Origin of the sequence: Mesorhizobium sp. M0317, from assembly GCF_040321555.1 — a bacterium.
Lineage (GTDB): Bacteria > Pseudomonadota > Alphaproteobacteria > Rhizobiales > Rhizobiaceae > Mesorhizobium.
The window spans coordinates 236,713-261,415 of sequence record NZ_JAMYRV010000003.1 but is presented as its reverse complement, the minus strand read 5'-3'; the positions used below and the strand labels follow the sequence as shown (position 1 = coordinate 261,415).

The following is a 24,703-nucleotide window of genomic DNA, read 5'->3' as shown; positions in this document are numbered from 1 at the left end:
CGGTGGGGGGGGGGGCGGCCCGCCCCCCCACCACCCACACCCCGCGCCCCCGGGGGGGGGGGGCGCAGCGCCAGCGCGCTGTCGCCTACCCCCACCCCGCTCCGCTACGCGGATCGACCCTCCCCACAAGGGGGAGGGTAACCCATGAACTGGTCGATTTCCTTCGAACCGCTGCTGTCCTGGCCCTTGCTGGCTTTGGTGCTCGCACCGCTGCTGGTGCTGGCGGCTGTCGGCTTGTGGTTTCGCCAGCGCGGCGCGATCTTCCGCTTCGCGGCGCTGATTGCGCTGGGCGCAGCACTCCTCAATCCGGTCTTCCTCGATGAGGAGCGCGAGGCGCTGAAGAGCGTCGTTGCCGTCATCGTCGACCGCAGCCAGAGCCAGGATATCGGCGACCGGACCAAACAGACCGACGAAGCGCTTGCCGGTTTGCAGCAGCGCCTTGGCCGCTTCAAGCAGTTCGACGTCCGCTTCATCGAGGCCGGCAAGTCGGAAGCCGCCGACGAGCGCACCGAGACCAAGCTTTTTGCAGCGCTTGAAGGCGCGTTCCGCGACGTGCCGCCCTCGCGCATCGGTGGCGCCATCATGATCACCGATGGCGAGGTGCATGACGCGCCGGCCGCCCCCGACTTCAATGCGCCGCTGCACGCGCTGATCACCGGCAACGAGCACGAGAAGGACCGCCGCATCCGCTTCGAGAATGCGCCGCGCTTCGGCTTGGTCGGCAAGCCGCTCGACATGACCTACCGGGTCATCGCCACCGACGGCGAAACCGGCCCGGTCGATGTCCGCGTCTCGGTCAATGGCGAGCAGGTCGCGGTCGAAGAGGCGACCATCGGCCAGGCGATGCCGCTGCAGGTGACCATCCCCGGCGCCGGCCGGAACATCGTCGAACTCTCCATCGACCGCGAGCCGGGCGAACTGACCGACGCCAACAACCGCGCCATCGCGCTGATCGACGGCATCCGCGAGAACTTGCGCGTGCTTTTGGTTTCCGGCGAACCGCATGCCGGCGAGCGCACCTGGCGCAATCTGCTGAAATCCGACGCCTCGGTCGATCTCGTCCATTTCACTATTTTGCGGCCGCCGGAAAAGCAGGACGGCACGCCGATCAACGAACTGTCGCTGATCGCCTTCCCGACCCGCGAGTTGTTCGTCGAGAAGATCAAGGATTTCGATCTCATCATATTCGACCGCTACCAGCACCGCGACGTGCTGCCGATCCTCTATTACGACTACATCTCCGAATACGTCGAAAAGGGCGGCGCGCTGCTGATCGCCGCCGGGCCGGAATATGCCGGCGACTCCTCGATTGCCCGCACCCCGCTAATGTCGTCGCTGCCGGCAATGCCGACCGGCGAAGTCATCGACAAGGCCTTCTATCCGCGCCTCACCGATCTCGGCCAGCGCCATCCGGTGACGCGCGGCCTCGACGGCTCGGCGACCGAGCCGCCGCGCTGGAGCCGCTGGTTCCGCACCATCGGCGTGCAGAACCCCGAAGGCGAAGTGGTGATGAAGGGCGCCGACAACCGCCCGCTGCTTCTGCTCGATCATAAGGGCGAAGGCCGCGTCGGCATGCTTCTGTCCGATCAGGGCTGGCTATGGGCGCGCGGCTTCGAGGGTGGCGGGCCGCATGTCCAGCTTTACCGCCGCATCGCCCACTGGCTGATGAAGGAACCTGAACTCGAGGAAGAGCGGCTGACCGCCGACGGCCGCGGCATGATGCTGGAAATCCGCCGCCAGACGATGAGCGACGATCCCGGCCCGGCGCAGGTGATCACCCCTTCGGGCAAGGCGCTGATCGTCAAGCTGGAGAAGTCCGAACCCGGCGTTTTCCTGGGCAGCATCGAGACCAAGGAGATCGGCCTCTACCAGATCGGCAATGGTGACCTGACCGCACTCGCCCATGTCGGCCCGGTCAACGCGCCGGAATTCTCCGACGTCGTCTCTACCGAGGACCGCTTGAAGGCTCCGACTGAGGCCACCGGCGGCAGCGTGCGCCGGCTGGCGGCCTCCTCCACCCTTGGCCAGCTCACCGGCAGCGTCGCCCTGCCCTCCATCGTCCCGGTCCGCGCCTCCGGTGCGGCCTCGGGCGCAGACTGGATCGGCCTGCGCAGCACCGACGACAGCGTGCTCAAAGCCGTCTCGCGCGTACCCCTGTTCGGCGGCTTCCTCGGCCTTTGCCTGCTGCTGCTGGCCATGGGCGCGATGTGGTACAGAGAGGGACGGTAAGGATCCCTTCTCCCCGTCACTATACGGGGAGAAAGACGCTCAACCTACTCCTCCGGCTCCGTCGTAAACAGCAGCGGGTAGCCCTTGGCCTTGCCGGCATCGGTAGCCCGTGTCGCCTTGGTCTCGGCGACATCCCTGGTGAAGACGGCAACGACGCAAACGCCGAGCCGGTGCGCGGTGATCATCACCCGGTTCGCCTGGTCTTCGCTGAGCTTGAACTCGCCCTTCAGCACCGTCACCACGAATTCGCGCGGCGTAAAATCGTCATTGATGAGGATGACCTTGTAGAGCTTCGGTCGCTCGGTCTGCGGCTTGGTCTTGGTCCGGGGTTTGGAGCTGATTTCAGGCATCGGGAACCGGTATCGCGCGAGGGGTCGCTCTCACTTTGTCATGGGGGAAAGCCGTCGTCCATTTTGATCGGCGCGCCAAACCGGCTTCCCGGAAGTGCTGCCGTTCACAAATTTAGGAACTGTACGCTGCGGTTCAACGGCCCTGGCGGTCGGCGACGCGACGAGCCTGGAATTGCCGTGCGCTGGATGCCGCATCGGGCCTTGATCCGGCCGCCTTGTATTCGACCCAGGCGACCGCGAGCCAGCCGAAGAAGCAGGCCAGCGCCGCGCCGGTGATCACGGTCAGCAGCAGGCTTTGCCATGGTGTGATGTATTGCCAGCTGCTGGAGATTGCCGGTGCAAACAGCGATGGCTCCGTGCGCCCGCTCACCGGATCGGGCACCGGGCTGGCGGTAAACTGGACCAGCACCCTGACCGTTGCCGAGGCGAGAAGGCCGCCTATGGCCATCGAGCGCAGAATGGATGAAAGCCGCTTCTTCATGCGGGCTATCCTACCGGACCGGCATTGCAAACGGGTTAAAGTCTTGGGTGGCCGGCACCCATCAACGGGTAATCATGCTCTCACACGACAAGGCCGCTCCAGCCGGGGGGTGCTGGAGCGGCCTTGTTACAGACAAGCCTGTTGGCTGTCTGGATCAGGCCTTCGGGGCGTCCGTCTTGACGACCTTCTTCGCCGTCTTGTGCTTCTTGACGGGCTTCTTGGCGACGACCTTCTTCACCGGGGGCTTGGCGGTCGTGGTCGCCGGAGCGGTGGTCGTGGAAGCAGCCGGAGCAGCGGTCGTGGTGGCAGCGGCATTGCCCAGAGCCGGCATTGCGAAAGCGAGAACGACGGCGAGACCGGTGGCGGAGAGGATGGACTTTTTCATGGCTTCATTTCCTTCTTTGTGCGGGTCGAGTTTCGAGTGTCACTGAACCGGGTCGATCGGTGTCACTCCAAGCAGCTTCAAAGCGTTCGCGAGCATCCGGATACCCTGTGCCTGTTTCTTGTTGGCGCAGAACCGGTTCCCCTTTCTTTGCAGTGCTTTCGCCGCGGTGACCTGCGTTGCCGCGGCATGGGTTTCAAGGGCTTCGTCTACCTGGCGATTGAGATCGATGCAGCGCTCGCTCCTTGTGATCGGCGTCACCTTTGCGGTTGTGGCTCCGACCGCGGCTGTGACGAGCGGAATGCTGAGCAGCGCACCCATCAAGCTGATCGTGAACCTGTGCATCGGTAATGTCCGTTACTCCGGAGACTTCGCGTCGCAGCCGATGTCCTGACCGCCACGGCACCCTTTATGCCCTTGATTTTTTTCGGGAGTTTTTCCGGACTATAGAATTTTGTTTCTGAATTGTTTCTGGCAAATCGGCTTTGCGGGCGATCATCGCCGCTGGCCAACATGTGGCCAGAATTCTATCGTGTGGGTGACGCCACAGAAGCAGACTCAGAAGGCAGCCGCCGACCGGCCGCCAGCAATGACAGGATCGCCGTGAAATCCGATGCGCACATACTGATCGTCGACGACGACAAGGGCATTCGCGACCTGCTTCAGGAATTCTTCCAGAAGCGCGGCCTGCGCACCACGGTTGCCGCCGACGGCGTCGAGATGGAAGACATACTGCGCCGCACGCAGGTAGACCTGATCGTGCTTGATGTGATGCTGCCGGGAAAGAGCGGGCTGGAGCTCTGCCGCGACCTGCGCGCCAGCTACTCGACGCCGATCATCATGCTGACGGCGGTCACCGAGACCACCGACCGCGTCGTCGGCCTGGAGATGGGCGCCGACGACTATGTGCCCAAACCCTTCGATCCGCGCGAGCTGCTGGCCCGTATCCGCGCCGTTTTGAGGCGCAATGGTGCTGCCGAGCCGAAGCGCGCCACCGCCAAGCGGATCTATCATTTCGCCGGCTGGACGATGGACTGCTCGCGCCGCCGGCTGATGGCGCCGGGCGACGTCAGGGTCGAGCTGACGATGGCGGAGTTCAACCTGTTGCAGACCTTCGTCAAAAGCGCGCAGCGAGTGCTCACCCGTGACCAGCTCATCGAGCTTTCCGGCGGCGACAGCGACTATTCCTTCGATCGCAGCATCGACATCCTGGTCAGCCGCCTCAGGCGCAAGATGGAAGACGACCCCAAGACGCCGAAACTGATCCTGACCGTGCGCAGCGGAGGCTACCAGTTTCTGCCCGAGACCACCTCCGAATGAGACGTTTCCTGCCGCAAACCCTGCCGGTCTGGGTTTTGCTCATCGTCATTGCCGGCCTGCTGATCAGCCAGGTCGCTACGCTCTATATCGTCTCGCGCGATCGCGCCGTCGCCAATGACGAGGTCGATCTCTACCGGCTGAACGACCGCGCCTATTCGCTGGTGCAGCTGATGCATGACGACACGCCGGAGCAGCGCAAGCTGACGGCCTCCGGTCTGTTCAACGCCACCTATGCGCTCACCGTTTCGGACACGCCCGCGGTCACCTCGTCGATCGCCGGCGACGACGAACTGGCCGAACTCGAGGACATCCTGGTCGGGCGGCTGTCGAAATTCGGCATCACCGACGCCCGCGTCCGGCGCGATCCGGCAACCGAGGCAGCCAACGCGCCTGGCGGTGTGGCCGTGACCAAGGATGTCGGCGCGGTGGAGCGTGACCTGCTATCGCTGGCGGCGAGCTTCGCCCAGAGCGACAAGCTGACGGCATCTGTCCGCTTCGCCGACGGCCAATGGCTGAATTTCACCGAGCCCAACACGCCGGTCGGACCGATATTGAGCTTCGACAGCCTGCCGCTCTATTCGCTGATCGCGGCCCTGGTGGTGATCATGTCGATCTGGTCGCTGCGCCGGCTGACAGCGCCCTATCGGATGATGGAAACGGCGGTCAACCGGATCGGCACGGATCTGAAGAGCCCGCCGATCGCCGAGACCGGCAGCCGCGAAATCCGCGCCGCGGCCAAAGCCGTCAACGCCATGCAGGTCCGGCTGCGCGACTATGTCGAGGACCGCGAACATCTGGCCGCCGCGCTCGCCCACGATCTGCGCACGCCGCTGACCCGCATGCGGCTGCGCCTCGAACTGTTGCGCAGATCGACGGCGCGCGAGGCGCTGGCCCACGACCTCGCCGACATCGAGAGCATCGCCAGCTCCGTCATCGACTTCGCCACCTTCGAAGTCACCGAGGAGAAGAGCGAGCGGATCGATTTCTGGTCGCTGGTTGAATCGATCGCCGACAGTTTCGAGGACGTCTCGTTCGACCATGACGGCGCAAGGCCCCGCGGCATGATCTGCATGGCGCGGCCGGTGGCGCTCAAGCGCTGCGTCAACAATCTGGTCCAGAATGCCGTGACCTACGGCAAGAAAGCCCATGTCAGCCTGCGGCAGTCGGACGGCACGGTCACGCTGGTTATCCGCGACGAGGGGCCGGGCATACCGCAGGCGCAGCTCGATCAGGTGTTCGGTTCCTTCGTGCGGCTGGAGCAATCGCGGAACCGCCAGACCGGCGGTCTCGGCCTCGGCCTGACCATTGCCCGCAACATTGCGCGTGCCGCCGGCGGCGATGTCAACCTGTCCAACCATCCCGGCGGAGGCCTGCTGACGGAGCTCAGCCTGCCGCTGGCGGCATAAGGCAGCAGACTAGCGTCTCGATGGGCACCGGGGGTGGATCAACCAACCCAACCTTGCAATAGTGCGGCCGCTCGAGCAGGAGGAGATCGCCGCATGTTTTACGCCATCCTGGCCTATCACGTCGAACAGACCATCCAGTCCCTGACGCCGCAGCAGGATGCGGCGCTGATGCACGACCTGCTCGAAGTCAACGCCAGGCTGACCCGCGAAGGCAAGCTTGGGCCGGCGGCAAGACTGGGCGCGACCGCCGAGGCCGTCACGCTGCGCGGTCCGGGCGAAGGCATCGTCATCGACGGGCCGTTTGCCGAGACCAAGGAACAATTGCTGGGTCTTTATGTCCTCGACTGCGCCACGCAAGAGGCGGCGATTGCAGCCGCGCGCGACTTGCGCCGCGTGAACCCCTCGGCAGTGTACGAAATCCGGCCGATCACATTCTACCTTCCCGGCGTGACGTTTCCCGCTACGGAGGGCGATTTAAAGGAGGCCGCCAGCGGCTGAGAACTACCCCATGGCCGGTCAGGTAGAAGCGATCTCGTTGCCCAGGCGGACCGTTTCGGCGACGAGAAGGTCGAGATCCTCGCGCCGGGTCCGGTGGTTGTTGATCGCCACCCTGAGGCAATGCCGGCCTTGCACCGTGGTATCGGAAATGGCGGCGGTTCCGTCTTCCTGCAGCCTCAGCATGATCTCGGTGTTGAGCGCTTTCGCGCGCTCGCCATCGAGACCATCCGCGCGATAGCGGAAGCAGACGATGTTGATGCTGGTCGGCGCCGTCAGTTCGAGCGCTGGTTCGGCCGCGATCAGCCCTGAGAGATACTGCCCCTGCGCAATGTTCTGGTCGATCAGGCGGCCGAATTTTTCGACGCCGTGTTCTCGCAACGCCATCCACACTTTGAGTGCCTTGAAGCCGCGTGTCGTCTGCAGGCCATAGTCGTGCAGCCATTGGCCGGAGGCCAACCCGCGCGGTGTCGATTCCAGATATTCCGGCGTCACCGCGAAGGTCTTGCGATGCGCCGAGGCATCCCTGACCAACGCGCAGCCTGCCTCGAACGGCGCATGCAGCCATTTGTGCGGATCGAGCGCGATGGAATCGGCCCATTCGATGCCGGCGACGCGATGTGCATTCTCAGGCGCGATCGCGATCAGCGCGCCGATGCAGCCGTCGACATGGAACCAGAGGTCCTCCTCACGCGCCAGCTTGGCCAGCGCCTGCAGATCGTCGATGGCGCCGGTGTTGACCGTGCCGGCATTGCCGATGATGCAGGCCGGCTTGAACCCGGCCGCGCGATCTTCCGATATCGCCGCCCGCAAAGCTTCGATGTCGATGCGAAGTCCGGCGTCGCTGGCAATGCGGCGCAGCGCCTTGTTGCCGAGGCCGAGCGCTTCCATCCCCTTGCGGTGACAGGAATGGACCTGGTCCGAGCCATAGAAACGCAAAGGCTTTTCGATTGCTCCAACGCCGTGCTCGCGCACGTCGATGCCGGCCTTGGTGTTGCGCGCCACGGTCAGCCCGATGATGTTGGCCATCGAACCCCCGCTAACCAGCGTGCCGCTGGCCGAAGCCGGCATGCCGGTCATCTGCTTGCACCAGTCAACCACCTGGCCATCCATCAGGGCGGCGGCATGATTGCCGCCGCCGAGATTGGAGCCCTGGATTGCGGCCAGGAAATCGCCGAGCGCGCCGGTGAAGTTGCTCGACCCCATATACCAGGACCAGAAGCGAGGATGGATGTTGCCCATTGGATAGGGCATCACCTTGTCCACGACATCGCCATAGATGTCGGCAAGCGGGGTCGGTGATTGCGGCAGCGAGGCGGTGAAGAAATCCCTCACATCTCCAGGCATCTCCTGCCACACCGGCCGTTGCCTGACATCGCGCAGGTAAGCGACGGCATCGTCAACGATCCGATGCGACAGGCTTTGCACATCGGCCCAGTCCGAGGGGTCAAGCGTTTCCTCGGCATCCGAGGTGACAGGCATCGCGTCCATGGAGATCGCCCCCGCGCCATCATGCCGGGAACCGGCAACCGGGCGTCGAGCGCGAGAGAGCAAGCTCTTCCGCATTCATCTCGGCCTCGATGCCATCGAACAGCGGCGTCGACATATAGCGTTCGCCGGTATCGGGAAGCATGCACAGGATCACCGATCCGGCCGGTGCCGTGCCGGCGATCTGGCGTGCCACGGCAAAAGCCGAACCGCCGGAAATGCCGGTGAAGATGCCTTCCTGCTGCGCCAGCGCCTTGGCCCATTTCATGCCCTCCGACCCCGCGATCGGCATCACCTCGTCATAGAGGTTGCCATTGATCGCTTCCTGCAGGACGTTCGGAATGAAATCCGGCGTCCAGCCCTGGATCGGGTGCGGTTCGAAAGCCGGATGGCTGGCGGCCGGCGCTCCGCCGACGCCACGCATCTGCGGCTTGCCGCTGCCTACAAGCTGCGCATTGGCCGGTTCGGCGAGCACGATCCGGGTCTCAGGCCGCTCGCGGCGCAGCACCCGCGCCACGCCGGCGACGGTGCCGCCGGTGCCGTAGCCGGTGACGAAATAGTCGAGCCGCGAGCCGGCGAAATCGTTGACGATCTCGCGTCCCGTGGTTGCTTCATGGATGTCGGCGTTGGCCTTGGTCTCGAACTGGCGGGCCAGGAACCAGCCATTGGCTTCGGCCAGTTCCACCGCCTTCTTGTACATGCCGAAGCCTTTCTCGGCGCGCGGCGTCAGCACCACCTTGGCGCCCAGCATCCGCATCAGCTTGCGGCGCTCGACCGAGAAACTGTCGGCCATCGTCACCACCAACTTGTAGCCCTTCTGCGCACAGACCATGGCAAGACCGATGCCCGTGTTGCCGCTGGTCGCCTCGACGATGGTCTGTCCCGGCTTGAGCGCGCCGGTGCGTTCACCTTCCTCGATGATGTTGAGCGCCAGCCGGTCCTTCACTGACGCAGCCGGATTGAAGAACTCGGCCTTGACGTAGATGGTCGCATGCGCCGGGCCGAGATTATTGACGCGGATGACCGGCGTGTCGCCGACCGTATCGAGAATGCTGTCGAAAAGGCGGCCGCGGCCTGCCGTGGTTCTGATTTTCTGCTGATGCAACATGGGTAAACTCCTGGTTCTTGCTCACGGGCCGGTTACACACCGGCGGTTTGGGCGACGAGGTTTCGACACCTTGCCGCACTACAGGTCTTTGAAGTGCCACAATGTGGAAAGCACCACATTCGGCACACAATCTGCGAGCCGGGTGTGCACTTTGTCGCGTTCGGTGATAAAATAAGGTCCGGTGGGCAAGCGTGGGAAAAGGCGTGGAAACAGGCATGGAATCGAGCCAGGCAAGCACCCGGAAAGGCCTGTCTCTGCGGCTTTTCGGCCCGCTGGCGATTGTGCGCGACGCCGCTCCGGTGCCCTTGCCGGCATCGCGCAAGCTGCGCGCGCTGCTGGCCTATCTGGCGCTGGCGCCCCATCCGGTCGGACGTGGCAAGCTCTGCGAGTTGCTGTGGGACGTTCCAAATGACCCTAGGGGTGAGCTTCGCTGGTGCCTGAGCAAGCTGCGGGCCGCGCTCGACGAACCGGGCCGCGGCCGGATCGTAACCGTGGATGATACGATCGCGCTCGATCTCGACGGTATCTCGGTCGACGTGCTGGATGTTGGCGCGGCAACTGCCGCAGGCATCGAAACGCTCGAGCCGACGCGACTGCAGTTGCTCTCCGGCCTGTTCGTCGGCGACTTCCTCGAAGGGCTGGAGATCGACCGCTGCCCTCTCTTCAACAGCTGGCTGACCGCGCAGCGCCGCCGTTTCGGTTCCTGCCACGCGGCTATACTGGAATGTCTGGTCAAGACGCTCCCGGCCGATTCCGAAGCCGTCTCCGCCCATCTCGAAAAATGGCTGGAATTGACCCCGTTCGACAGCAGCGCCCATGTCGCACTCCTGGTGAGGCTGGCGCGGCGCGGCCAGTTCGGCGCCTGCGAAGACCATCTTGCCGCTGCGGCATCGCTCTTCCAATCGGAAGAGCTGGATTTCGGCCCTGTGCGCCAGGCGTGGCTTGCCATTCGCGCGGAACGTCACTGCGCGACTTTGCCGGCACAGCCTGCGGTGGCGCCGGTGGCGGGCCACAGCCCGATCGCGCGTGCCCCCACCGAAGCCGCGACACCGCACAAGGCTTCGCTTGCCGTCATGCCGTTCGCCGAAGATGCCGGCGGCCTTCGTGGTGGGCTGGCCGACGGCTTGACCCATGACATCATTACCCGCCTCGCCAAGCTCAGGGATTTTTTCGTCATCGCCCGCGGCTCGGTCTTTGCCCTGGCGGAAAAGAACATCGCGCCGGAGGATGCCGGCCGCCGGCTGAATGTCGACTATGTCGCCACCGGCTCGGTGCGCAGTCTGGCGGGCCGGCTGACCGTCACCGTCGAGCTTGTCGAGGTTCGCACGGCCAGGATCGTCTGGGCCGAGACCTTCGAGCGCAAGCCCGAGGACATCTTCATTGTCCTCGACGACATCGGCAACAGCATCGTGGCCTCTATCTCATCCGAGATAGAGATGGTCGAGCGCAACCGCGCCATGCTGAAGGCGCCCAATTCGCTCAACGCCTGGGAGGCCTACCATCGCGGCCTCTGGCACATGTATCGCTTCACCCGCAGCGAGAACGACCTCGCACGGCATTTCTTCGACATTGCTGTCAGGCAGGATCCGACCTTCACCCGCGCCTATGCCGGCCTGTCCTTCACCCATTGGCAAAGTGCTTTCCAGCGCTGGGGCGACCGCGACCAGGACGGCGCGCTCGCCTTTGAGGCGGCCGGCCAAAGCCTGCTGGTCGACGACCACAATCCGGCCGCGCACTGGGCGATGGGCCGGGCGCTGTGGCTGCGCGGCGAAGGCGACCAATCCCTGCTCGAACTGGAGAGAGCCGTCGACCTCAGCCCCAACTTCGCCCTTGGCCACTATGCGCTGTCCTTCGTGCATTCGCAGTCGGGCGACCCGCACGCGGCGATCGGATCGTCGGATCATTCGCGCCATCTGTCGCCGTTCGACCCGATGCTGTTCGGCATGCTGGGCGCACGCGCCATGGCCCATGTCCGCCTCGGCCAGTTCGACGAGGCAGCCGAATGGGCGCTGAAAGCGGCTGCCCGCCCCAACGCCCATGTCATCATCCTGTCGATCGCCGCTCACTGCCTGGCGCTGGCGGGGCGACTGGACGAGGCGAAAACTTTCGCCGCCGCCATCCGCAAGACGCTTCCGGACTACCGTGCGGACGACTTCATCCACACCTTCCGCTTCGACCGGGATGCCACAGCCCTGTTCAAGCTCGGCGCCACGCGCATCGGTCTGGCTTAGCGCCGCAACACCGCGCTCAGCACGTCGCGTATGCCGATCGCCCCGACAAAGCGCGACTGGTCGTCGAACAGCGCCACGGGTGCCGTCTGCGAGCGGTGCATGGCCAGCATCACCGTCTTCAGCGAGGTCCCGGGATTGGCCCAGAACACTTGCGCCGTCTCCTCCGGCTGCGCCTCGACATCGGCGCATGAAACCCATACCGCCGGTTTGCCGTCGCGTTCCGCCGCCGCCACCAGCCTGTGCTCGTCGATCTTGAAGCGCGTCGTCTTGCGCCGGTCGAGCCACACCCAGCCATTATCGCCGTGCTCGAGGTCGCGGCTGTCGCGCATGACGTTCCAGGCGGTCAGCACCGACAACGGATTCACATTGGCGATGAAGTCGCGGACATAGTCATTGGCGGGCTTGAGCACGATGTCTTCCGGCGCCCCGGTCTGCACGATGCGCCCGCCTTCCATGATGGTGATATGGGTGCCGATCTTCAGCGCCTCTTCCAGATCATGGCTGACGAAGATGATGGTCTTCTTCAGCTCCGCCTGCAGCTGCAGCAATTCGTCCTGCAGCTTGGTGCGGATCAGCGGATCGAGCGCCGAGAACGGCTCGTCCATCAGCAGGATCGGCGCCTCGGTGGCGAAGGCACGGGCCAGGCCGACGCGCTGCTGCATGCCGCCGGACAGCTCATGCGCGTATTTCTTCGACCACTGGTCGAGATTGACCAGTTTCAGCTGGCGTTGCACGCGCTCCTTGCGCTCTTGCTCCGGCACGCCGGCGAGTTCGAGGCCGAGGCCGACATTCTCCTCCACCGTACGCCAAGGCAGCAGGCCGAACTGCTGGAACACCATCGCCACCTGCTTCTGGCGCAGCCGCCGCAACGTCGCCTGATCGCAGGTCACGACATCGACGATATTGTCGCCGTCCTTGACCAGCACCTGGCCGCGCGACACCACGTTGAGCCGGTTGACCGCCCGCAGCAGCGTCGACTTGCCCGAGCCGGACAGGCCCATCAGCACCGAGATTTCGCCCTCATGCACGGTCAGGCTGGCGCCGGCGCAACCCAGCACATTGCCGGTCTTTTCGAGGATTTCGGCGCGCGTGGCGCCGCCATCGATCAGCGCTAGCGAACCGGCCTGGTCGGACCCGAAGACGATATCGACATTTTTGAAATCGACGGCGACGGTCATTTCTTGCCTCCAACGCCGATACGCGTCATTCGGTCGAGCACGATGGCGAGTACGACAATCGCCAGGCCCGCCTCGAGCCCGAGATCGATGCGGCGCGAGCCGAGCGCGCGGTTGATTTCAGTGCCGAGGCCGCCGGCGCCGATGAGTGCTGCAAACACCACCATCGACAGCGACAGCATGATCGATTGCGTCAGCCCGGCCATGATGGTCGGCAAGGCCGAGGGCAGCTCGACCTTCCACAGCAGCTGCTGCTTGGTGGCGCCGAACGCCTCGCCGGCCTCGATGATCGACTTCGGCACCGAGACGACGCCGAGATGGGTGAGCCGGACCGCGGTCGGGATGACAAAGATGATGGTGACGATGAGGCCGGGCGCGTTGCCGAGACCGAACAGGGTCAGAACCGGGATCAGGTAGACGAAGGTCGGCAGCGTTTGCATCAGGTCGAGCACCGGCAGCATGATGCGGTAGACCTTCGGCTTGTGCGCGGCCCAGATGCCGAGCGGCACGCCGATGGCCATCGCCATGGCGGCGGCGGCCACGACCAGCACCAGCGTCTGCACCGTCTGCTTCCAGAGGTTCTGGTTGATGATGAAGATCAGGCCGAGAAAGACGCCTATGGCCAGCGGGCGCGAGCGCTGCAGCAGCCAGGCGATGATGGCGATGATCAGCGCCAGCAGCACCGGCGGCACCATCAAAAGGATGCCAACCAGCCCGTCGAGCAGGAAATTGAGGCCATTCGAGAAGGCTCTGAACACGGTGTCGAAATTGTCGGTGAGGAAACCGAAGAACGCCTTTCCCCAGGCGCCGATCGGTACCTTGTGATCGACCATGAATTTCGAAATCGGATCCATATCGCCCCTCTCATGCGAGAGACCGCCTGCTTCCGGCCTCCGCTCTCATTAGGTCATCTTCTCACAGGATATGAAAAAGGGCAGCCTTTTCTAGATTGGCTGCCCTTCCTGGTTCGGCTTTGCCGAATTAGTCGGCTCAGCTTCCGAGCGCGGTCTTGACCGCCGCTGCCGCATCGCCGCCATCGAAGGTGGTGACGCCGGCAATCCACGGCGCAACCGCGTCAGGGTGCTTCTTCAGCCAGTCGGCTGCGACCGTGTTGGCGTCGCCGCCCTTCAGGATCGCGTCCATCATCTCGCCTTCCATGTCCAGGTTGAACTTCAGGTTGGCGATGAACTTGCCGGCATTCGGGCATTCGGTGGTGTAGCCCTTGCGCACATTGGTGTAGACGGTGGCGGCGCCGAAGCCGCTGTCGCCCATGCCGTCGAGATAGGTGAGCTTCATGGCGCCCATCACCGGATGCGGCGTCCAGCCGAGGAACGCGATCCACTCATTGTTCTTGATCGACTGCTCGGCCTGCGTCAGCATGCCGGCTTCCGAGGACTCGACCAGCTCGAAGCCTTCGAGATTGTCCTTCGGGTTCTTGATCATGTCGAGGATGATGCGGTTGCCGTCATTGCCCGCCTCGATGCCGTAAATCTTGCCGTTGAACTTGTCCTTGAACTTGCCGATGTCGGTCAGCGACTTGACGCCGGCCTCCGCGACATAGGTCGGTACGACGATGCCGTAGCCGGCGCCGGTCAGGTTGGTGCCGATCGTCTCGACCGAACCATCGGCGGTGTAGTCCTTGATGTCGTTGGTCATCGACGGCATCCAGTTGCCGAGGAAGACGTCGAGATCCTTGTTTTTCAGCGACGCCATGGTCACCGGTACCGATAGCTGGATCGTCTGCGGCTCGTAGCCGAGCGCGGTGAGCAGCACCGAAGCGACGCCGGTGGTTGCCTGGATGTCGGTCCAGCCGACATCGGAAAGGCGCACCGCCTTGCAGCTCTCCGGATCGCCGGCAAGTGCAGCGCTCGTGGACAGAAAAGTCGCCAGGCCGAGACCGGCGACGAAGGTGTTCATACGCGACATTGGCAGTCTCCCATTGTGATTCTTTGGCGAAGCGTAGTTACGGTTTCTCTGCCCGCCTTGTTTCGTCAGCCAAACACCATTCTGGTGTGGTTTCAAGCGCTAAGACAATCACGATCAACGGCGCGGACTGGCCAAACAGCGACGCGCCCGCCGCTTTTTCGATTGCAGACGGCTTTTCCCATGAAATGCAGCGGTGCCCTCTCCCCGCGCCGCGCCAACTCGGCTTAAAAGGACGGCATGGCCAAGCTCTACTTCCACTATGCGACGATGAATGCCGGCAAAACGACAATGCTGCTGCAGGCGTCCTACAATTATCGCGAACGCGGTATGACGACGATGCTGTTCGTCGCCGGCCACTACAGAAAGGGCGACACCGGGCTGATCTCGTCGCGCATCGGCCTGGAGACGGAGGCCGAGATGTTCCGCGACGGCGACGATCTCTACGCTCGCGTCGCCGAGCATCACGAACATACGACGGTGCATTGCATCTTTGTCGACGAGGCGCAATTTCTCGAGGAAGAGCAGGTCTGGCAGCTCGCCCGTATCGCCGACCGGCTGAACATCCCTGTGATGTGCTACGGCCTGCGCACCGATTTCCAGGGCAATCTGTTTTCCGGTTCGCGAGCGCTTCTGGCCATCGCAGACGATCTGCGCGAAGTGCGCACCATCTGCCGCTGCGGCCGCAAGGCGACGATGGTCGTGCGTCTCGGCGCTGACGGCAAGGTGGCCAGACAAGGCGAACAGGTGGCGATCGGCAAGGACGTCTATATCTCGCTCTGCCGCCGCCACTGGGAAGAGGAAATGGGCCGCGCCGCGCCCGACGATTTCATTGGCTTCACCAGAGGCTGAACGGCCGGGACAACATGAAAATTCTGCAGTTCACAGTCGATTGCCCGTTTCCGCCGGTCTCCGGCGGAGAGATCCGGAACGCCGCCAATGCACGCGCTTTGGCATCGATGGGCGAGGTCCTGACGGTAAGCCTGACTGGCGCCCCGGCACCCTCCACACCGCCGAACATCCGTCACCGGATCATCGAGGCAGCGCGCGGCAGGGCGCCCTGGGGCAGGCGCAGCCCGCACCCGACCGTGCATATGATGCCGGACGACGAGCTGGCCGAAGCCGACGCCATCTGGAGGGAATTCGCGCCCGATCTCGTGGTGATCGAGGAGATCGTGCTTTCGCAGCTGCTGACGCTGGCGCCGAAGCATCGCGCGCGCACCGTCCTTGACCAGCACAACATTGATTCCCAGACGGTGTCCGACCGGATCGCCGGCCTGACGCTGTGGCAGCAAATTCGAGACTGGCGCCAAAACAGGCGAAGGAAGGCAGAGGCGCGCGAAGCCGACAGGTGTGCGGCTGCCCTGGCCGACCAGGTCTGGGTTTGTTCGCGGGCCGACGAAGCGCTTCTGTCCGCTCTCGGCCCCGTCAACGACGTCAGGTTCGTCGCCAACCCCATTCCAGACGAGAGCGTGCTTTCCCTGCCGATTGCTGCCGAGCGCTTCAGTGAGCTCAGCCTGTGCTTCATCGGGCATCTCAGCTACTTCCCAAACATCGACGCCGTCAAGCAGATCGGCCGCGCGATGGCGCCGCGCCTCGCCGCCTCCGGCCGGCCCTGGTCGATCACCGTCGCCGGCAGAAACCCGCGCGATGTCGTGCGCGGTCTATGCACCAGGCATGGTCTGCGGTTGATCGAGAACCCACCGCATCTGCCGGAATTGCTTGGGCGTGCCGGCTATGCGCCGATCCCGCTGCGCTTCGGCGGCGGAACCCGCATCAAGGTGCTGGAGGCGATGGCGGCGGGCCTTGTCGTCGCCGCCACAGAAAAGGCCGTCGAAGGGCTTGGGCTGCAGGCGGGCAGGCATTTCCTATCCAGCGACGACGCCGGCGAATTGGCGTCGAAAATCATCGGTCTCGCGACACGCCCGCAAGCGGCCGCCGAGATGGCGGAGATCGGCCGCGCTTTCGTGCGCGACAACCATTCGTCGGCGGCGATTGAAAAGCAGGTCAAGCAGGCGGTTGCGGCGATCCCGCGCACGGATTGAGCCCGGTCCGCTATCAGCCGCCATACTGCGTTTGTTAACGCCTGCTGCCTATTTTGCCCTCAACAAGAGCCAGCCGAGACCCGCCATGCTTCGAGCCATTTCATCAGCCCTTGTCATTTACTTGGCCGGTATCCTCGCCGCGCAGGCCGACGGCGATGCAGCACTTGGCAAGAAAGTATTCTACCGCTGCATGGCCTGTCACGAGGCAGCAAGCGACCGCGACAAGGTCGGCCCGCATCTCCTCGGTATCGTCGGCCGCACCGCCGGCACCGCCCAGAATTTCAACTATTCGCAGGCCATGAAGGACGCCGGCGCGGCCGGCCTCGTTTGGGACGAAGCCAACCTCAAAGCCTATCTCGGCGCTCCCAAGCTGAAAGTACCCGGCAACAGGATGGGCTTCTCCGGCCTGAGCAGCGACCAGGACATCGCCAACGTCATCGCCTATCTGAAGGCCGATCCGAAGCCTTGAACGGCGCGATGCGTAGCGTGATGGCGACGGCTTCCGCCAGCTGTCTCGCGCTTGCAACTCATTGAGCCCTCTGTCGAATTCAGCACACCCACACTGTCCGAGATCGACTTCTTCGCAGCCGTCAAATTTCAATGACAATTGAACAATACTTGGCCGGCTGGTTAATCACGCCATGACCCCGCCTTCATTGCCTTTCAAGACGACCAGGCATTTTTTTGTTTTCGGGGCGGGTCTTGTCTTGCGTCTTTCAATCCCCTGATACCCCACATATATTCGCCGCTGTTCGCAGCCAGCGACCGGAAGCCGAAGCGGGAGGCCCCTATGGCGACATTGCAGAATTTCGATGCCGAAATTGCCAAGACCAGGCAGGTCGTGCAGGACATGCGCTCCAAGATCGAGCAGTCGGGCACGGTGCTTGATACGCTGGCCACCGCCGACAAGAAGATCGGCGACGCCAATTTCGACGTCGAGAATGCCCGCATCGAGGACGTGCTGAAGCAGCAGAAGGTGATGGAAGGCAACATTGCCGACCTGATCATCGGGCTGGAAGACGCCACCAACGTCTTCGGCACCGAATTCGAGAGCATGAAGAACTACACCGGCTGGGAAAGCTTCGTCGGCGTCTTCTCGGCGCAACGCAAGCAGCGCATGCGCACCGACCGCGTCCGCAACATGTCGCTGGCCGGCAATCTGCAGGAGCTTCTGGTCAAGTCCGACACCATCGTCGGCATCCTGAAAGCGCAGAAAGAGGTCCTCGACCAGCGCTACAAGACCTCGGAAAACAGCCTGTCGCAGGTGATCGAGCGCCGCAAGGTCACCATGACCAACCTCGAGGCGGTGCAGAAGCGCATCGAGGAGGTCAATCCGCTGCTGCTCGACATCGAAAACAAGATCGCCGCTTCTACCAGCCAGAAGGAGCGCACGCAGCTTGAGGGCGAGCGCTCGAAACTGGCGACCGAATACAATGAAAAGCAAGCCAAGGAGCAGGAGCTTCTGGCCGAGAGCCAGACGCTGGAACGCTACACCTCGATGTTCCAGACCTTCGTCGATTCGCTCAACAACCAGATCGCAGCCCAGTCGACGCTTATCAACAAGCTGACCATCGATACGGAGCAGCGCATCGTGCTCTACAAGGCACTGGAAGATTCCTTGAAGACCGCCGCCCAGCAGGATGTCGCCCACAAGATCAACACGCTGGGCAGCCAGGTTGACAACACCGCCGAAGAGACCATGGCCGGCATTGGCGCCGCCTCGCAAAAGCACATCGGCGATCTTCTCGAAATGCACGAGAAGAACATGGTCGCCAGCTCCGACATCCAGCGCCGCAAGAAGCTCGCCGACGACGCCTTCGCCCGCCGTTTCGACGACGTGATGAAGAAGCACAATTCGGCCAACTACGTGCAGTCGTAAGGAGCGGCTGCACGCGGGCACACCGGCATGACTCCCGAAAACGAAGCGGCGGCGCGCTATTTTTCCGCCATCACGGCGGCACTCAGCGGCCTCGAAGTGTTCATGCGCGACGACCGCTCGCCGCTTTACCGGCACGGCATCGTCGCCAAGATTGTCGCCGAATACATTGCCCGGCTGGACAAATCGTTTTCCTGCTGGCGCAACCGGCTCGGCTTCATGGACACGTTCCGCATTTCGCGCGCCGACAGCGGCTATCCCGTCTTCCAGAACCTGCTCGAACTGGAAAACGACCGCCGCCAGGCCGAGGCGCGGCTGGCCAACATTCCGCTGGCCGGCGAATTGCGCGAGGAAATGGCCGACTTCATCCTGCGCCACAAGGAATTCCCCGAAGCGCTGCAGAAGTCGATGGCCGAGCGGCTCTATCTCGAGGACGTCAAGAGCGAACAGACTTTTGGCCCGTTCTCGCTGGCGCAGACGGCCAAGGTCTCGGTCAATCCAAAGACCGGGCGCCCCTATTACCTCGTGCACTGGGCGAGCTTCGACGGCAGCGCCAACCTGCCGCTGGTCTACATGGTGACGGTGGAGGATTCCTCCGAAAGCATGATCCGGCAGCTCGTTGACAGCAGCGGCAAGCTCAATGAACGGGTCGACATCCCGCTGCCGGTGGACGGCCTGCTCAACCCCGAACTCGCCCATCGCTTCGACGATTTCACCGAGAAGAATTCCGCCTACACGCTTTCGCCCGCAACGATTGCGGTCAATCTCGACAAGGATTTCGAGCCGCTGCACCCTAAGCAGCTGCGCCGCGTCGTGCTCGGCCCCTTTTATTCCGCAGGCATTACGGACAACAATTCGACCGTGACCGAGGTGCTGGCCAAGGTGCGCAAACCGGAAAATGCCTGGCTGCTCACCTGGACCATCCAGGAGGTCTACTCCAAGGGCGAGAAACCCGGCCGCAAGGGCCTGTTTTCGAGCGAGAAGACCACGCAGGAATTCTTTATCAACACCGACGATCTCGAAGCCGCGCGCCAGGGTGTGTCGAGCTACGAGAACCACGCCCTGATCCCGCACGAAGCCTATCAAGCACTCTACGCCGCCGGCGAAGCTCAAAAAATCTTCTCCGGCTACAAGGTTCACATCCTGTCAAATGGGCAGGTGATTTCAGATGTCTGACCGTCACATCGCGGAGCATCCTTCATGGACACCGGCCTGACCACCATCCCGGAAGCGGCTATCGAAAAGCACCGCGCAACCGCGCAAAGCTTCATCACCCGCGTCGTCGTATTGGAAGACCCCTCGCGCGAATCCGGCACAGCGCTGGCCGGCACCAACCGCCGCTTCGTCTCCACCGTCTCGGTCGGCTCGGTGCGGCGCACACGCGAGGTCGAGCTGGTCAAGACCGTGGCAGCCGTCCATCCCGACGACCAGCTGATGAGCATCCCCCAGCACACGATGTTGTTCCGCGCCCGCCGCGGCCTGGCGATTGCGCTCGCCATCTCCGACGTCTTCGCCGAGGGCTCCGACCTCGAAAGCCTCCAGGCCAAGAACACCCGCGCGCCTCTTGAGGGCGATGAGGCGGCGACCTTCAAGAAGCTTCTGTCAGCCTCGGCTTACGTTTCAGCCTTCAGCCTCGCCTCTTACCTGTTCCAGCTGATCGACAGCGACGGCGAGGCGCCCAACGATATCCCCGAACCGGACTTCCTGTTCGACACGCCGCAGGACGCGGTGAAGTCGATCGTCGCCGGGTTGGACAAGGCGATTGCAGGCTCCAAGGACGATGGCGACCTGACGACGCGCGCGCGAGCTTTTGCACGGGTCGCCATTGATGGGCTGCTGGCCCGCAAAGGCCGCTTCGACGGCATCGGTCCGTTCGAGAACGCCCATATCCACATCGACGCCGACGATTTCACCCTAGACGGCTTCGACGTCGCGCCCGGCAAGCGTTCGAAACCGCTGGTGATGACCTTCAAGAAGCCCGAAGAGGTCGTCGGCAACCACATCGCCAAATACCAGTCGGTCAAGCTCGCCAAGATGCTGATGGCCTATGATTTCGAGCGCGAGCTGAACCCGTTCGTCGAGCTCGGCGGCTTCCTCTTCACCTTCATCGGCGATGGCGCGCCGGGCACCGGCAAGACGACGCTGATCCAGATGATCGCCGGCCTCGTCAACAATTATTGCCAAGTTGCCGGCTATCCCTTCGCCTATGAGAATTTCGGCGTCGACCAGATCTCGTCCTACCAGGGCAAATCCGGCCAGAACTGCCGCCAGTTCATCAACAATGTCTTGAACCCACGCGTCATCGGCTTCGGCACCGTCGACGACATCGACCAAGTGGCGGCCCGCCGCTCCGACGACCGCGCCTCGGCCGGCCAACAGGAAATCACCGGCGTCTTGATGGACGCCTTTGCCGGCGCCGGCACGGTGGTGCGCGGCAATTGCTCGTTCGGCATGTTTTCCAACTATCCCGAAAATGTCGACGATGCGCTGCGCCAGCGCGCCGGCGCCCGCTGGCTGGTCGACGGCCCACAGAGCCGCGACGACTATATCGACATCTTCGTCCTGCTTGCCGGCAAGAACCACAAGATCCCACTCGGCGACCACAAGCTCTACGCCGCGCAGGAGATCCAGCGCGCGGTGATCGAAGCCTATGAGGAGCACGAGAAGCCTCAGGAAGACGGGCTGATGAAGGTCTATGAGCGCTACATGAAGGAGAATGGCGCGCCGAAATCGATGGCCGACATCGGCACTTATCTGCACCTGATCAAGGATGCCGAGCCGCGCTTCACCGGCCGAGCCATCAAGAACGTCACCGACGCCATCAAGATGCGCGCCATGGACATCGAGCTGCCCGACGACTGGTTCGAGAAGCCGGAAGCCTTCATGCACAAGGGTTACAACGAAAAGAAAGCCATGATCGAGGAACTGCGTGGGCCGTTCTCGATGGACATGGTCATGCAGGAGATCAACCGCTACGCCGACTCGGAGTTCCGCTATTCCGACAAATCCGATGACGCCGCGGTGGAGAAGCTGCTGCGCGACGCACGCCTGCGCGAACGGGCGGGGCGCGAGATGGAGGAGATGAAGAAGAAGGGGCTCTGGAATGCGTGAGCTTCCTTCGCTGCCCGCGGGTGCTGAAAGGCTTGGCGCTAACGCTGACGCCCCCCTCTCCCCGTCCTTCACGGGGAGAGGGTAAGGGTGAGGGGCGGCGCATGCGTGGACCAGAGATCGCTACGACCATACTGGCAGCTATCGAACAGCGCCTCGATCGGCACATCCGGACCAATGATCTTCGATTTATTGACGCCAAAGGCCATGGGGAGACATGTCCTTGAATGCTAGCGCTGCCCCTCACCCTTACCCTCTCCCCGTGAAGAACGGGGAGAGGGAGGCGTCAGCGTTAGCGCTTCGCCACAACAGGCAACGCCACTCGGAACGTTCTGCATGAGCCACGCCAAAAAGCCCGACCTTCTCCGCGACAATGAGCTGATCTACGGTCGCTTGCTCACCGTCGACGAGTCGCACCTCATCCAGCGCTACAACAAGGCGCTTGTTGCCTTCGGCCTCAAGCCCACCAAGCTGAAGAGCTTCCAGATCGACCGCACCGGCTTCTCGCCCGAAGTGGCCGAGGAATGCGGCGATTACGATTATCTCGACCCCAATGAGGTCAACCGCCGCTTCATCATCCTGACGCCGTCGCAGATCGATCTGCCGGTGGTGCACACCGCCTTTTCCAACACCTCGCAGCTGATGTTCGAGTTCATGTCCAAGAACCAGCGCGCCATCGATGCGCTGACCATCAAGGATGTCATCTACGGCGAGATCGAGGATTCCGTTCCCCTGGTCAACGACATCGAGGATCTGCTGTCGATCAGCCAGGTCGAGTTCAGGGTGCTTTCGGCCGAGGACGTGCTGGGCAAGGCCGCCGAACTCGGCAAGCTGGTCGACCGGCTGAAGCAGGAGCCCGATGCCTGGCGCGACAACACCATGCTGAGCCGTATGGTGGAGCTGGCGAAGGTCTGCGGCGATATCCGTGAGAATGCGCTGGTGCCCGACCAGGTGATCTTCCGCCACAACGCCTACTGGACCAGCCATTTCGGCGGCGTCTACGTCTTCGTCGATCCTGATATGACTACCGTCATCGGCGACCCGGCCGCCCCCGGCTTTCGCCGTTCGCGGCCCTGGCAGGTCAGCTATCTCTCGATCAACGATGCCGACAAGGTGTTCAAGTTCCTGGCCAGCACCGGCCGCATCGAACTGCCCCGCGCGTCATGGGTCGAAAGCTCGGGCTATCTCGAGCATCGCGCCGAGATGGTGGTGCGCTCTCTCATCCGCGACACAGAGCCGAACCGCAATTTGACCGAGGTCGACAAGGTCTGGCTGCAGACCTGGATCCATGGCCATGCCGATCTGATCACCAAGGACGGCAATTTCCCCTTTCTCAACGCCGCCAAGCGTGAGATCGCCCAGCTCGGCCATCTCAAGATCGAGGAGGTGTTTCCGCAACAGCGCTTCCTGGTCGTGCGTGGCAAGCCCGACCATCCCGACGCCTGGCTGACCAACCAGCTGATCTCGGATTTCGTGCCGCAGGACTTTGTCTCGCGTTACGTCTTCAACAAGCCGGGCTTCTACAAGGACTATGACGGCTACAGCGACGCCTGGCGGTCGCATGTTGTGGACGTTCTGAAAACCACATATTTGAAAGACAAAGTGGCGTTTCGCACGCGCCTTTACGGCCTGACTGACTGAGGGGTGAACGAGAGCCATGCTTGATCCGATCGTGAATTTCTTCACCCGCATCTTCCAATGGATAGGCCGCGGCATCGGCCTCGTCATCGGCGCGATCCTGTGGCCGTTCCTCTGGGCTGGGCGCTGGTATACGCAGCGCGGCTGGATCCTGAAGGCTGTGGTCGGCCTCGCGCTTCTGGTGTTGATCGGCCTCTACGCCAATTTCTTCTACGCCACCCAGTGGTGGAACAAGTTCGATCCCAACTACGTCGACAAATACACCTTCGAGAACCGCAACATTTCCGCCGGCGAACAGGTCGCCGCCGGCGCCGGCACCGACACCGCCAAGACCTGCGGCAATTCGGGCATCGCCCAGGTGGCGGCCGACCTGACGGACTTCGACGTCAACCAGAATGCCTGGATCTCGTCGATGATCCTCTACAAACTCGGCCTGTTCGGCATCGACTGGGACAACACGCCGTTCATGGACAACAAGGCCTCGTTCCAGCGCGGCATCAACCAGGCGGTGCGGCGCACCGCCACCGAGCTTGCCGACAATCTCGGGCGTGTTCGCACCACATCGCAGATCGACGGCGACCTGCAGGATGCGCGCGGCAATCTGCAGTTCGACGAGGAGACCTGGTATTTCGGCATCAACCCGTTCGGCCCCAAGACGCCGACGCCGAGCTATTATCGCGATGCCGTCACCAAGCTGCGCTCCTTCAACGCCCGCCTCGGCAGCTGCCAGGCGACGTTCGATGCCCGCGCCGACAATCTGAAGCAGTATATCGACCGCATCTCCTCCGACATCGGTTCCACCTCCGCGATCCTCAAGGAGCGCGCCGAAAACCACAACAATGGTTGGTTCGACTTCCGCGCCGATGACCGCTTCTGGTTCGCCTATGGCCAGCTCTATGCCTATTACGGCCTGATGAAAGGCGCCCAGGCCGACTTCGAGGACGTCATCAAGGAAAAGCATCTCGGCAATCTGTGGGACACGATGGATGCGCAATTCGTCTCGGCGCTGCGCATCCAGCCCTTCATCATCGCCAATGGCCGCGAGGATGGCTGGATCATGCCGACGCACCTGACGACGATGGGTTTCTACGTGCTTCGCGTGCGCTCCAACATGGTCGAGATAAGCAACGTCCTGACTCAGTAGCGTTCACAGCTTTCCCGGCGAGCGATGGCGAATTTGCGCCGTCGCCTCTGTCGCATTCCGTGCATTGGGCGGCTGTTTTGAGACGGCGGAACGTCGCGTCCTCTGGCTTCTATACGGCGCGGCAACGGAGCCAGGAAGAACCTGCGACAGGTCGGCTGGCCGCGGAGACACTTTCTTCATAGGAAACATAGTTGCATGCAAGTTGACGCCGCGGGAGCGACAGGGTTAGAACATGCCCGCGCCCGGGTTCAACATGCCTGCGAGTGAGATCAAACCCGTCCCCTCCACCGTCCAATCCGAAGGA

General features: G+C 63.1%; 23 protein-coding genes. 13 read left to right on the top strand and 10 right to left on the bottom strand.

The genetic code is table 11. The features are described from left to right. Positions 1–144 precede the first annotated feature (144 nt). The gene (locus tag NKI88_RS05345; RefSeq protein WP_352654074.1) at positions 145–2,229 is read left to right on the top strand and encodes a hypothetical protein; all 2,085 of its coding nucleotides are present in this window, start codon (positions 145–147) and stop codon (positions 2,227–2,229) included. A 44-nt stretch (positions 2,230–2,273) separates the two neighbouring features. Here the strand turns inward: NKI88_RS05345 and clpS are convergent, their stop codons facing one another. The 4 genes from clpS to NKI88_RS05325 form a co-directional block, all read right to left on the bottom strand. Continuing rightward, the gene (gene clpS / locus NKI88_RS05340; protein ID WP_023705923.1) at positions 2,274–2,579 is read right to left on the bottom strand and encodes an ATP-dependent Clp protease adapter ClpS; all 306 of its coding nucleotides are present in this window, start codon (positions 2,577–2,579) and stop codon (positions 2,274–2,276) included. Positions 2,580–2,712: 133 nt separating this feature from the next. Further along, positions 2,713–3,060: a hypothetical protein gene (locus NKI88_RS05335; RefSeq protein WP_023823394.1), complete on the bottom strand. Its 348-nt coding sequence runs from the start codon at positions 3,058–3,060 to the stop codon at positions 2,713–2,715. 154 nt (positions 3,061–3,214) lie between these two features. Next, positions 3,215–3,445: a hypothetical protein gene (locus NKI88_RS05330; RefSeq protein ID WP_352654072.1), complete on the bottom strand. Its 231-nt coding sequence runs from the start codon at positions 3,443–3,445 to the stop codon at positions 3,215–3,217. A 39-nt stretch (positions 3,446–3,484) separates the two neighbouring features. Then, positions 3,485–3,787: a hypothetical protein gene (locus tag NKI88_RS05325; RefSeq protein WP_023683677.1), complete on the bottom strand. Its 303-nt coding sequence runs from the start codon at positions 3,785–3,787 to the stop codon at positions 3,485–3,487. A gap of 258 nt (positions 3,788–4,045) precedes the next feature. On the opposite strand from NKI88_RS05325, the gene NKI88_RS05320 reads away from it, so the two are divergent. From NKI88_RS05320 to NKI88_RS05310, 3 genes are all read left to right on the top strand, one after another. Next, positions 4,046–4,762 carry a response regulator gene (locus NKI88_RS05320; protein ID WP_352654070.1) on the top strand — a complete coding sequence of 239 codons (717 nt, stop codon included), beginning with the start codon at positions 4,046–4,048 and terminating at the stop codon, positions 4,760–4,762. Further along, positions 4,759–6,168, top strand: coding sequence for an ATP-binding protein (locus NKI88_RS05315; protein WP_352654068.1), 1,410 nt, complete (start codon positions 4,759–4,761; stop codon positions 6,166–6,168). Before NKI88_RS05320 ends, NKI88_RS05315 begins: the two co-directional genes overlap by 4 nt. Positions 6,169–6,261: 93 nt before the next feature. After that, the gene (locus NKI88_RS05310; protein ID WP_023823393.1) at positions 6,262–6,666 is read left to right on the top strand and encodes a YciI family protein; all 405 of its coding nucleotides are present in this window, start codon (positions 6,262–6,264) and stop codon (positions 6,664–6,666) included. 18 nt (positions 6,667–6,684) lie between these two features. Here the strand turns inward: NKI88_RS05310 and NKI88_RS05305 are convergent, their stop codons facing one another. Continuing rightward, positions 6,685–8,154, bottom strand: coding sequence for a pyridoxal phosphate-dependent decarboxylase family protein (locus NKI88_RS05305; protein WP_352654066.1), 1,470 nt, complete (start codon positions 8,152–8,154; stop codon positions 6,685–6,687). A 19-nt stretch (positions 8,155–8,173) separates the two neighbouring features. After that, positions 8,174–9,259 (bottom strand): PLP-dependent cysteine synthase family protein, encoded by a 1,086-nt coding sequence (locus NKI88_RS05300; RefSeq protein ID WP_352654064.1) that lies wholly within the window; start codon positions 9,257–9,259, stop codon positions 8,174–8,176. A gap of 215 nt (positions 9,260–9,474) precedes the next feature. Here NKI88_RS05300 and NKI88_RS05295 point away from each other — a divergent pair, with 215 nt between their 5' ends. Next, positions 9,475–11,490, top strand: a complete 2,016-nt coding sequence (locus NKI88_RS05295; protein ID WP_352654062.1) for a transcriptional regulator — start codon at positions 9,475–9,477, stop codon at positions 11,488–11,490. On the opposite strand, the gene choV is transcribed toward NKI88_RS05295, so the two are convergent. From choV to NKI88_RS05280, 3 genes are all read right to left on the bottom strand, one after another. Continuing rightward, on the bottom strand, positions 11,487–12,668 hold the full coding sequence (gene choV, locus NKI88_RS05290; protein WP_023754943.1) for a choline ABC transporter ATP-binding protein: 1,182 nt from the start codon (positions 12,666–12,668) through the stop codon (positions 11,487–11,489). The genes NKI88_RS05295 and choV overlap by 4 nt on opposite strands. Beyond that, positions 12,665–13,519 (bottom strand): choline ABC transporter permease subunit, encoded by an 855-nt coding sequence (choW, locus tag NKI88_RS05285; protein WP_352654060.1) that lies wholly within the window; start codon positions 13,517–13,519, stop codon positions 12,665–12,667. Before choW ends, choV begins: the two co-directional genes overlap by 4 nt. Before the next feature lie 136 nt (positions 13,520–13,655). Continuing rightward, a complete protein-coding gene (locus tag NKI88_RS05280; RefSeq protein ID WP_023686157.1) occupies positions 13,656–14,591 on the bottom strand; it encodes a choline ABC transporter substrate-binding protein in 936 nt (311 codons plus the stop codon). Between the two features lie 237 nt (positions 14,592–14,828). Here NKI88_RS05280 and NKI88_RS05275 point away from each other — a divergent pair, with 237 nt between their 5' ends. The 6 genes from NKI88_RS05275 to NKI88_RS05250 all read left to right on the top strand — a co-directional run bounded on the left by NKI88_RS05275 (position 14,829) and on the right by NKI88_RS05250 (position 21,620). Further along, positions 14,829–15,440: a thymidine kinase gene (locus tag NKI88_RS05275; protein WP_023683669.1), complete on the top strand. Its 612-nt coding sequence runs from the start codon at positions 14,829–14,831 to the stop codon at positions 15,438–15,440. Between the two features lie 14 nt (positions 15,441–15,454). After that, positions 15,455–16,633, top strand: a complete 1,179-nt coding sequence (locus NKI88_RS05270; protein ID WP_352654058.1) for a glycosyltransferase — start codon at positions 15,455–15,457, stop codon at positions 16,631–16,633. An 85-nt stretch (positions 16,634–16,718) separates the two neighbouring features. Further along, entirely contained in the window at positions 16,719–17,102 is a 384-nt protein-coding gene (locus NKI88_RS05265; RefSeq protein ID WP_352654056.1) for a c-type cytochrome, read from the top strand. Between the two features lie 321 nt (positions 17,103–17,423). Next, positions 17,424–18,512: a hypothetical protein gene (locus tag NKI88_RS05260; RefSeq protein WP_023748144.1), complete on the top strand. Its 1,089-nt coding sequence runs from the start codon at positions 17,424–17,426 to the stop codon at positions 18,510–18,512. A 27-nt stretch (positions 18,513–18,539) separates the two neighbouring features. Continuing rightward, on the top strand, positions 18,540–19,685 hold the full coding sequence (locus NKI88_RS05255) for a hypothetical protein (protein ID WP_023669989.1): 1,146 nt from the start codon (positions 18,540–18,542) through the stop codon (positions 19,683–19,685). A gap of 24 nt (positions 19,686–19,709) precedes the next feature. Continuing rightward, on the top strand, positions 19,710–21,620 hold the full coding sequence (locus NKI88_RS05250) for an ATP-binding protein (protein WP_352654054.1): 1,911 nt from the start codon (positions 19,710–19,712) through the stop codon (positions 21,618–21,620). Positions 21,621–21,688: 68 nt separating this feature from the next. Here NKI88_RS05250 and NKI88_RS05245 read toward each other — a convergent pair whose 3' ends face one another. Continuing rightward, complete coding sequence (locus NKI88_RS05245) at positions 21,689–21,826, bottom strand: hypothetical protein (RefSeq protein WP_023749803.1); 138 nt, start codon at positions 21,824–21,826, stop codon at positions 21,689–21,691. Positions 21,827–21,953: 127 nt separating this feature from the next. On the opposite strand from NKI88_RS05245, the gene NKI88_RS05240 reads away from it, so the two are divergent. After that, a complete protein-coding gene (locus NKI88_RS05240) occupies positions 21,954–23,258 on the top strand; it encodes a DUF6638 family protein (RefSeq protein ID WP_352654052.1) in 1,305 nt (434 codons plus the stop codon). A gap of 16 nt (positions 23,259–23,274) precedes the next feature. Then, positions 23,275–24,399 carry a DUF2333 family protein gene (locus NKI88_RS05235; protein WP_352654050.1) on the top strand — a complete coding sequence of 375 codons (1,125 nt, stop codon included), beginning with the start codon at positions 23,275–23,277 and terminating at the stop codon, positions 24,397–24,399. The last annotated feature ends 304 nt before the right edge of the window (positions 24,400–24,703 follow it).

Bases quoted from the DNA above. Each gene is read 5' to 3' on its own strand.
- NKI88_RS05295 (WP_352654062.1), top strand. From the start codon at position 9,475: ATGGAATCGAGCCAGGCAAGCACCCGGAAAGGCCTGTCTCTGCGGCTT.
- NKI88_RS05255 (WP_023669989.1), top strand. From the start codon at position 18,540: ATGACTCCCGAAAACGAAGCGGCGGCGCGCTATTTTTCCGCCATCACG.
- NKI88_RS05325 (WP_023683677.1), bottom strand. From the start codon at position 3,787: ATGCACAGGTTCACGATCAGCTTGATGGGTGCGCTGCTCAGCATTCCG.
- NKI88_RS05315 (WP_352654068.1), top strand. From the start codon at position 4,759: ATGAGACGTTTCCTGCCGCAAACCCTGCCGGTCTGGGTTTTGCTCATC.
- NKI88_RS05270 (WP_352654058.1), top strand. From the start codon at position 15,455: ATGAAAATTCTGCAGTTCACAGTCGATTGCCCGTTTCCGCCGGTCTCC.
- NKI88_RS05305 (WP_352654066.1), bottom strand. From the start codon at position 8,154: ATGGACGCGATGCCTGTCACCTCGGATGCCGAGGAAACGCTTGACCCC.
- choV (WP_023754943.1), bottom strand. From the start codon at position 12,668: ATGACCGTCGCCGTCGATTTCAAAAATGTCGATATCGTCTTCGGGTCC.
- NKI88_RS05330 (WP_352654072.1), bottom strand. From the start codon at position 3,445: ATGAAAAAGTCCATCCTCTCCGCCACCGGTCTCGCCGTCGTTCTCGCT.
- NKI88_RS05345 (WP_352654074.1), top strand. From the start codon at position 145: ATGAACTGGTCGATTTCCTTCGAACCGCTGCTGTCCTGGCCCTTGCTG.
- NKI88_RS05245 (WP_023749803.1), bottom strand. From the start codon at position 21,826: ATGGCCTTTGGCGTCAATAAATCGAAGATCATTGGTCCGGATGTGCCG.
- NKI88_RS05280 (WP_023686157.1), bottom strand. From the start codon at position 14,591: ATGTCGCGTATGAACACCTTCGTCGCCGGTCTCGGCCTGGCGACTTTT.
- clpS (WP_023705923.1), bottom strand. From the start codon at position 2,579: ATGCCTGAAATCAGCTCCAAACCCCGGACCAAGACCAAGCCGCAGACC.
- NKI88_RS05265 (WP_352654056.1), top strand. From the start codon at position 16,719: ATGCTTCGAGCCATTTCATCAGCCCTTGTCATTTACTTGGCCGGTATC.
- NKI88_RS05235 (WP_352654050.1), top strand. From the start codon at position 23,275: ATGCTTGATCCGATCGTGAATTTCTTCACCCGCATCTTCCAATGGATA.
- choW (WP_352654060.1), bottom strand. From the start codon at position 13,519: ATGGATCCGATTTCGAAATTCATGGTCGATCACAAGGTACCGATCGGC.
- NKI88_RS05275 (WP_023683669.1), top strand. From the start codon at position 14,829: ATGGCCAAGCTCTACTTCCACTATGCGACGATGAATGCCGGCAAAACG.
- NKI88_RS05300 (WP_352654064.1), bottom strand. From the start codon at position 9,259: ATGTTGCATCAGCAGAAAATCAGAACCACGGCAGGCCGCGGCCGCCTT.
- NKI88_RS05335 (WP_023823394.1), bottom strand. From the start codon at position 3,060: ATGAAGAAGCGGCTTTCATCCATTCTGCGCTCGATGGCCATAGGCGGC.
- NKI88_RS05240 (WP_352654052.1), top strand. From the start codon at position 21,954: ATGAGCCACGCCAAAAAGCCCGACCTTCTCCGCGACAATGAGCTGATC.
- NKI88_RS05250 (WP_352654054.1), top strand. From the start codon at position 19,710: ATGGACACCGGCCTGACCACCATCCCGGAAGCGGCTATCGAAAAGCAC.
- NKI88_RS05260 (WP_023748144.1), top strand. From the start codon at position 17,424: ATGGCGACATTGCAGAATTTCGATGCCGAAATTGCCAAGACCAGGCAG.
- NKI88_RS05310 (WP_023823393.1), top strand. From the start codon at position 6,262: ATGTTTTACGCCATCCTGGCCTATCACGTCGAACAGACCATCCAGTCC.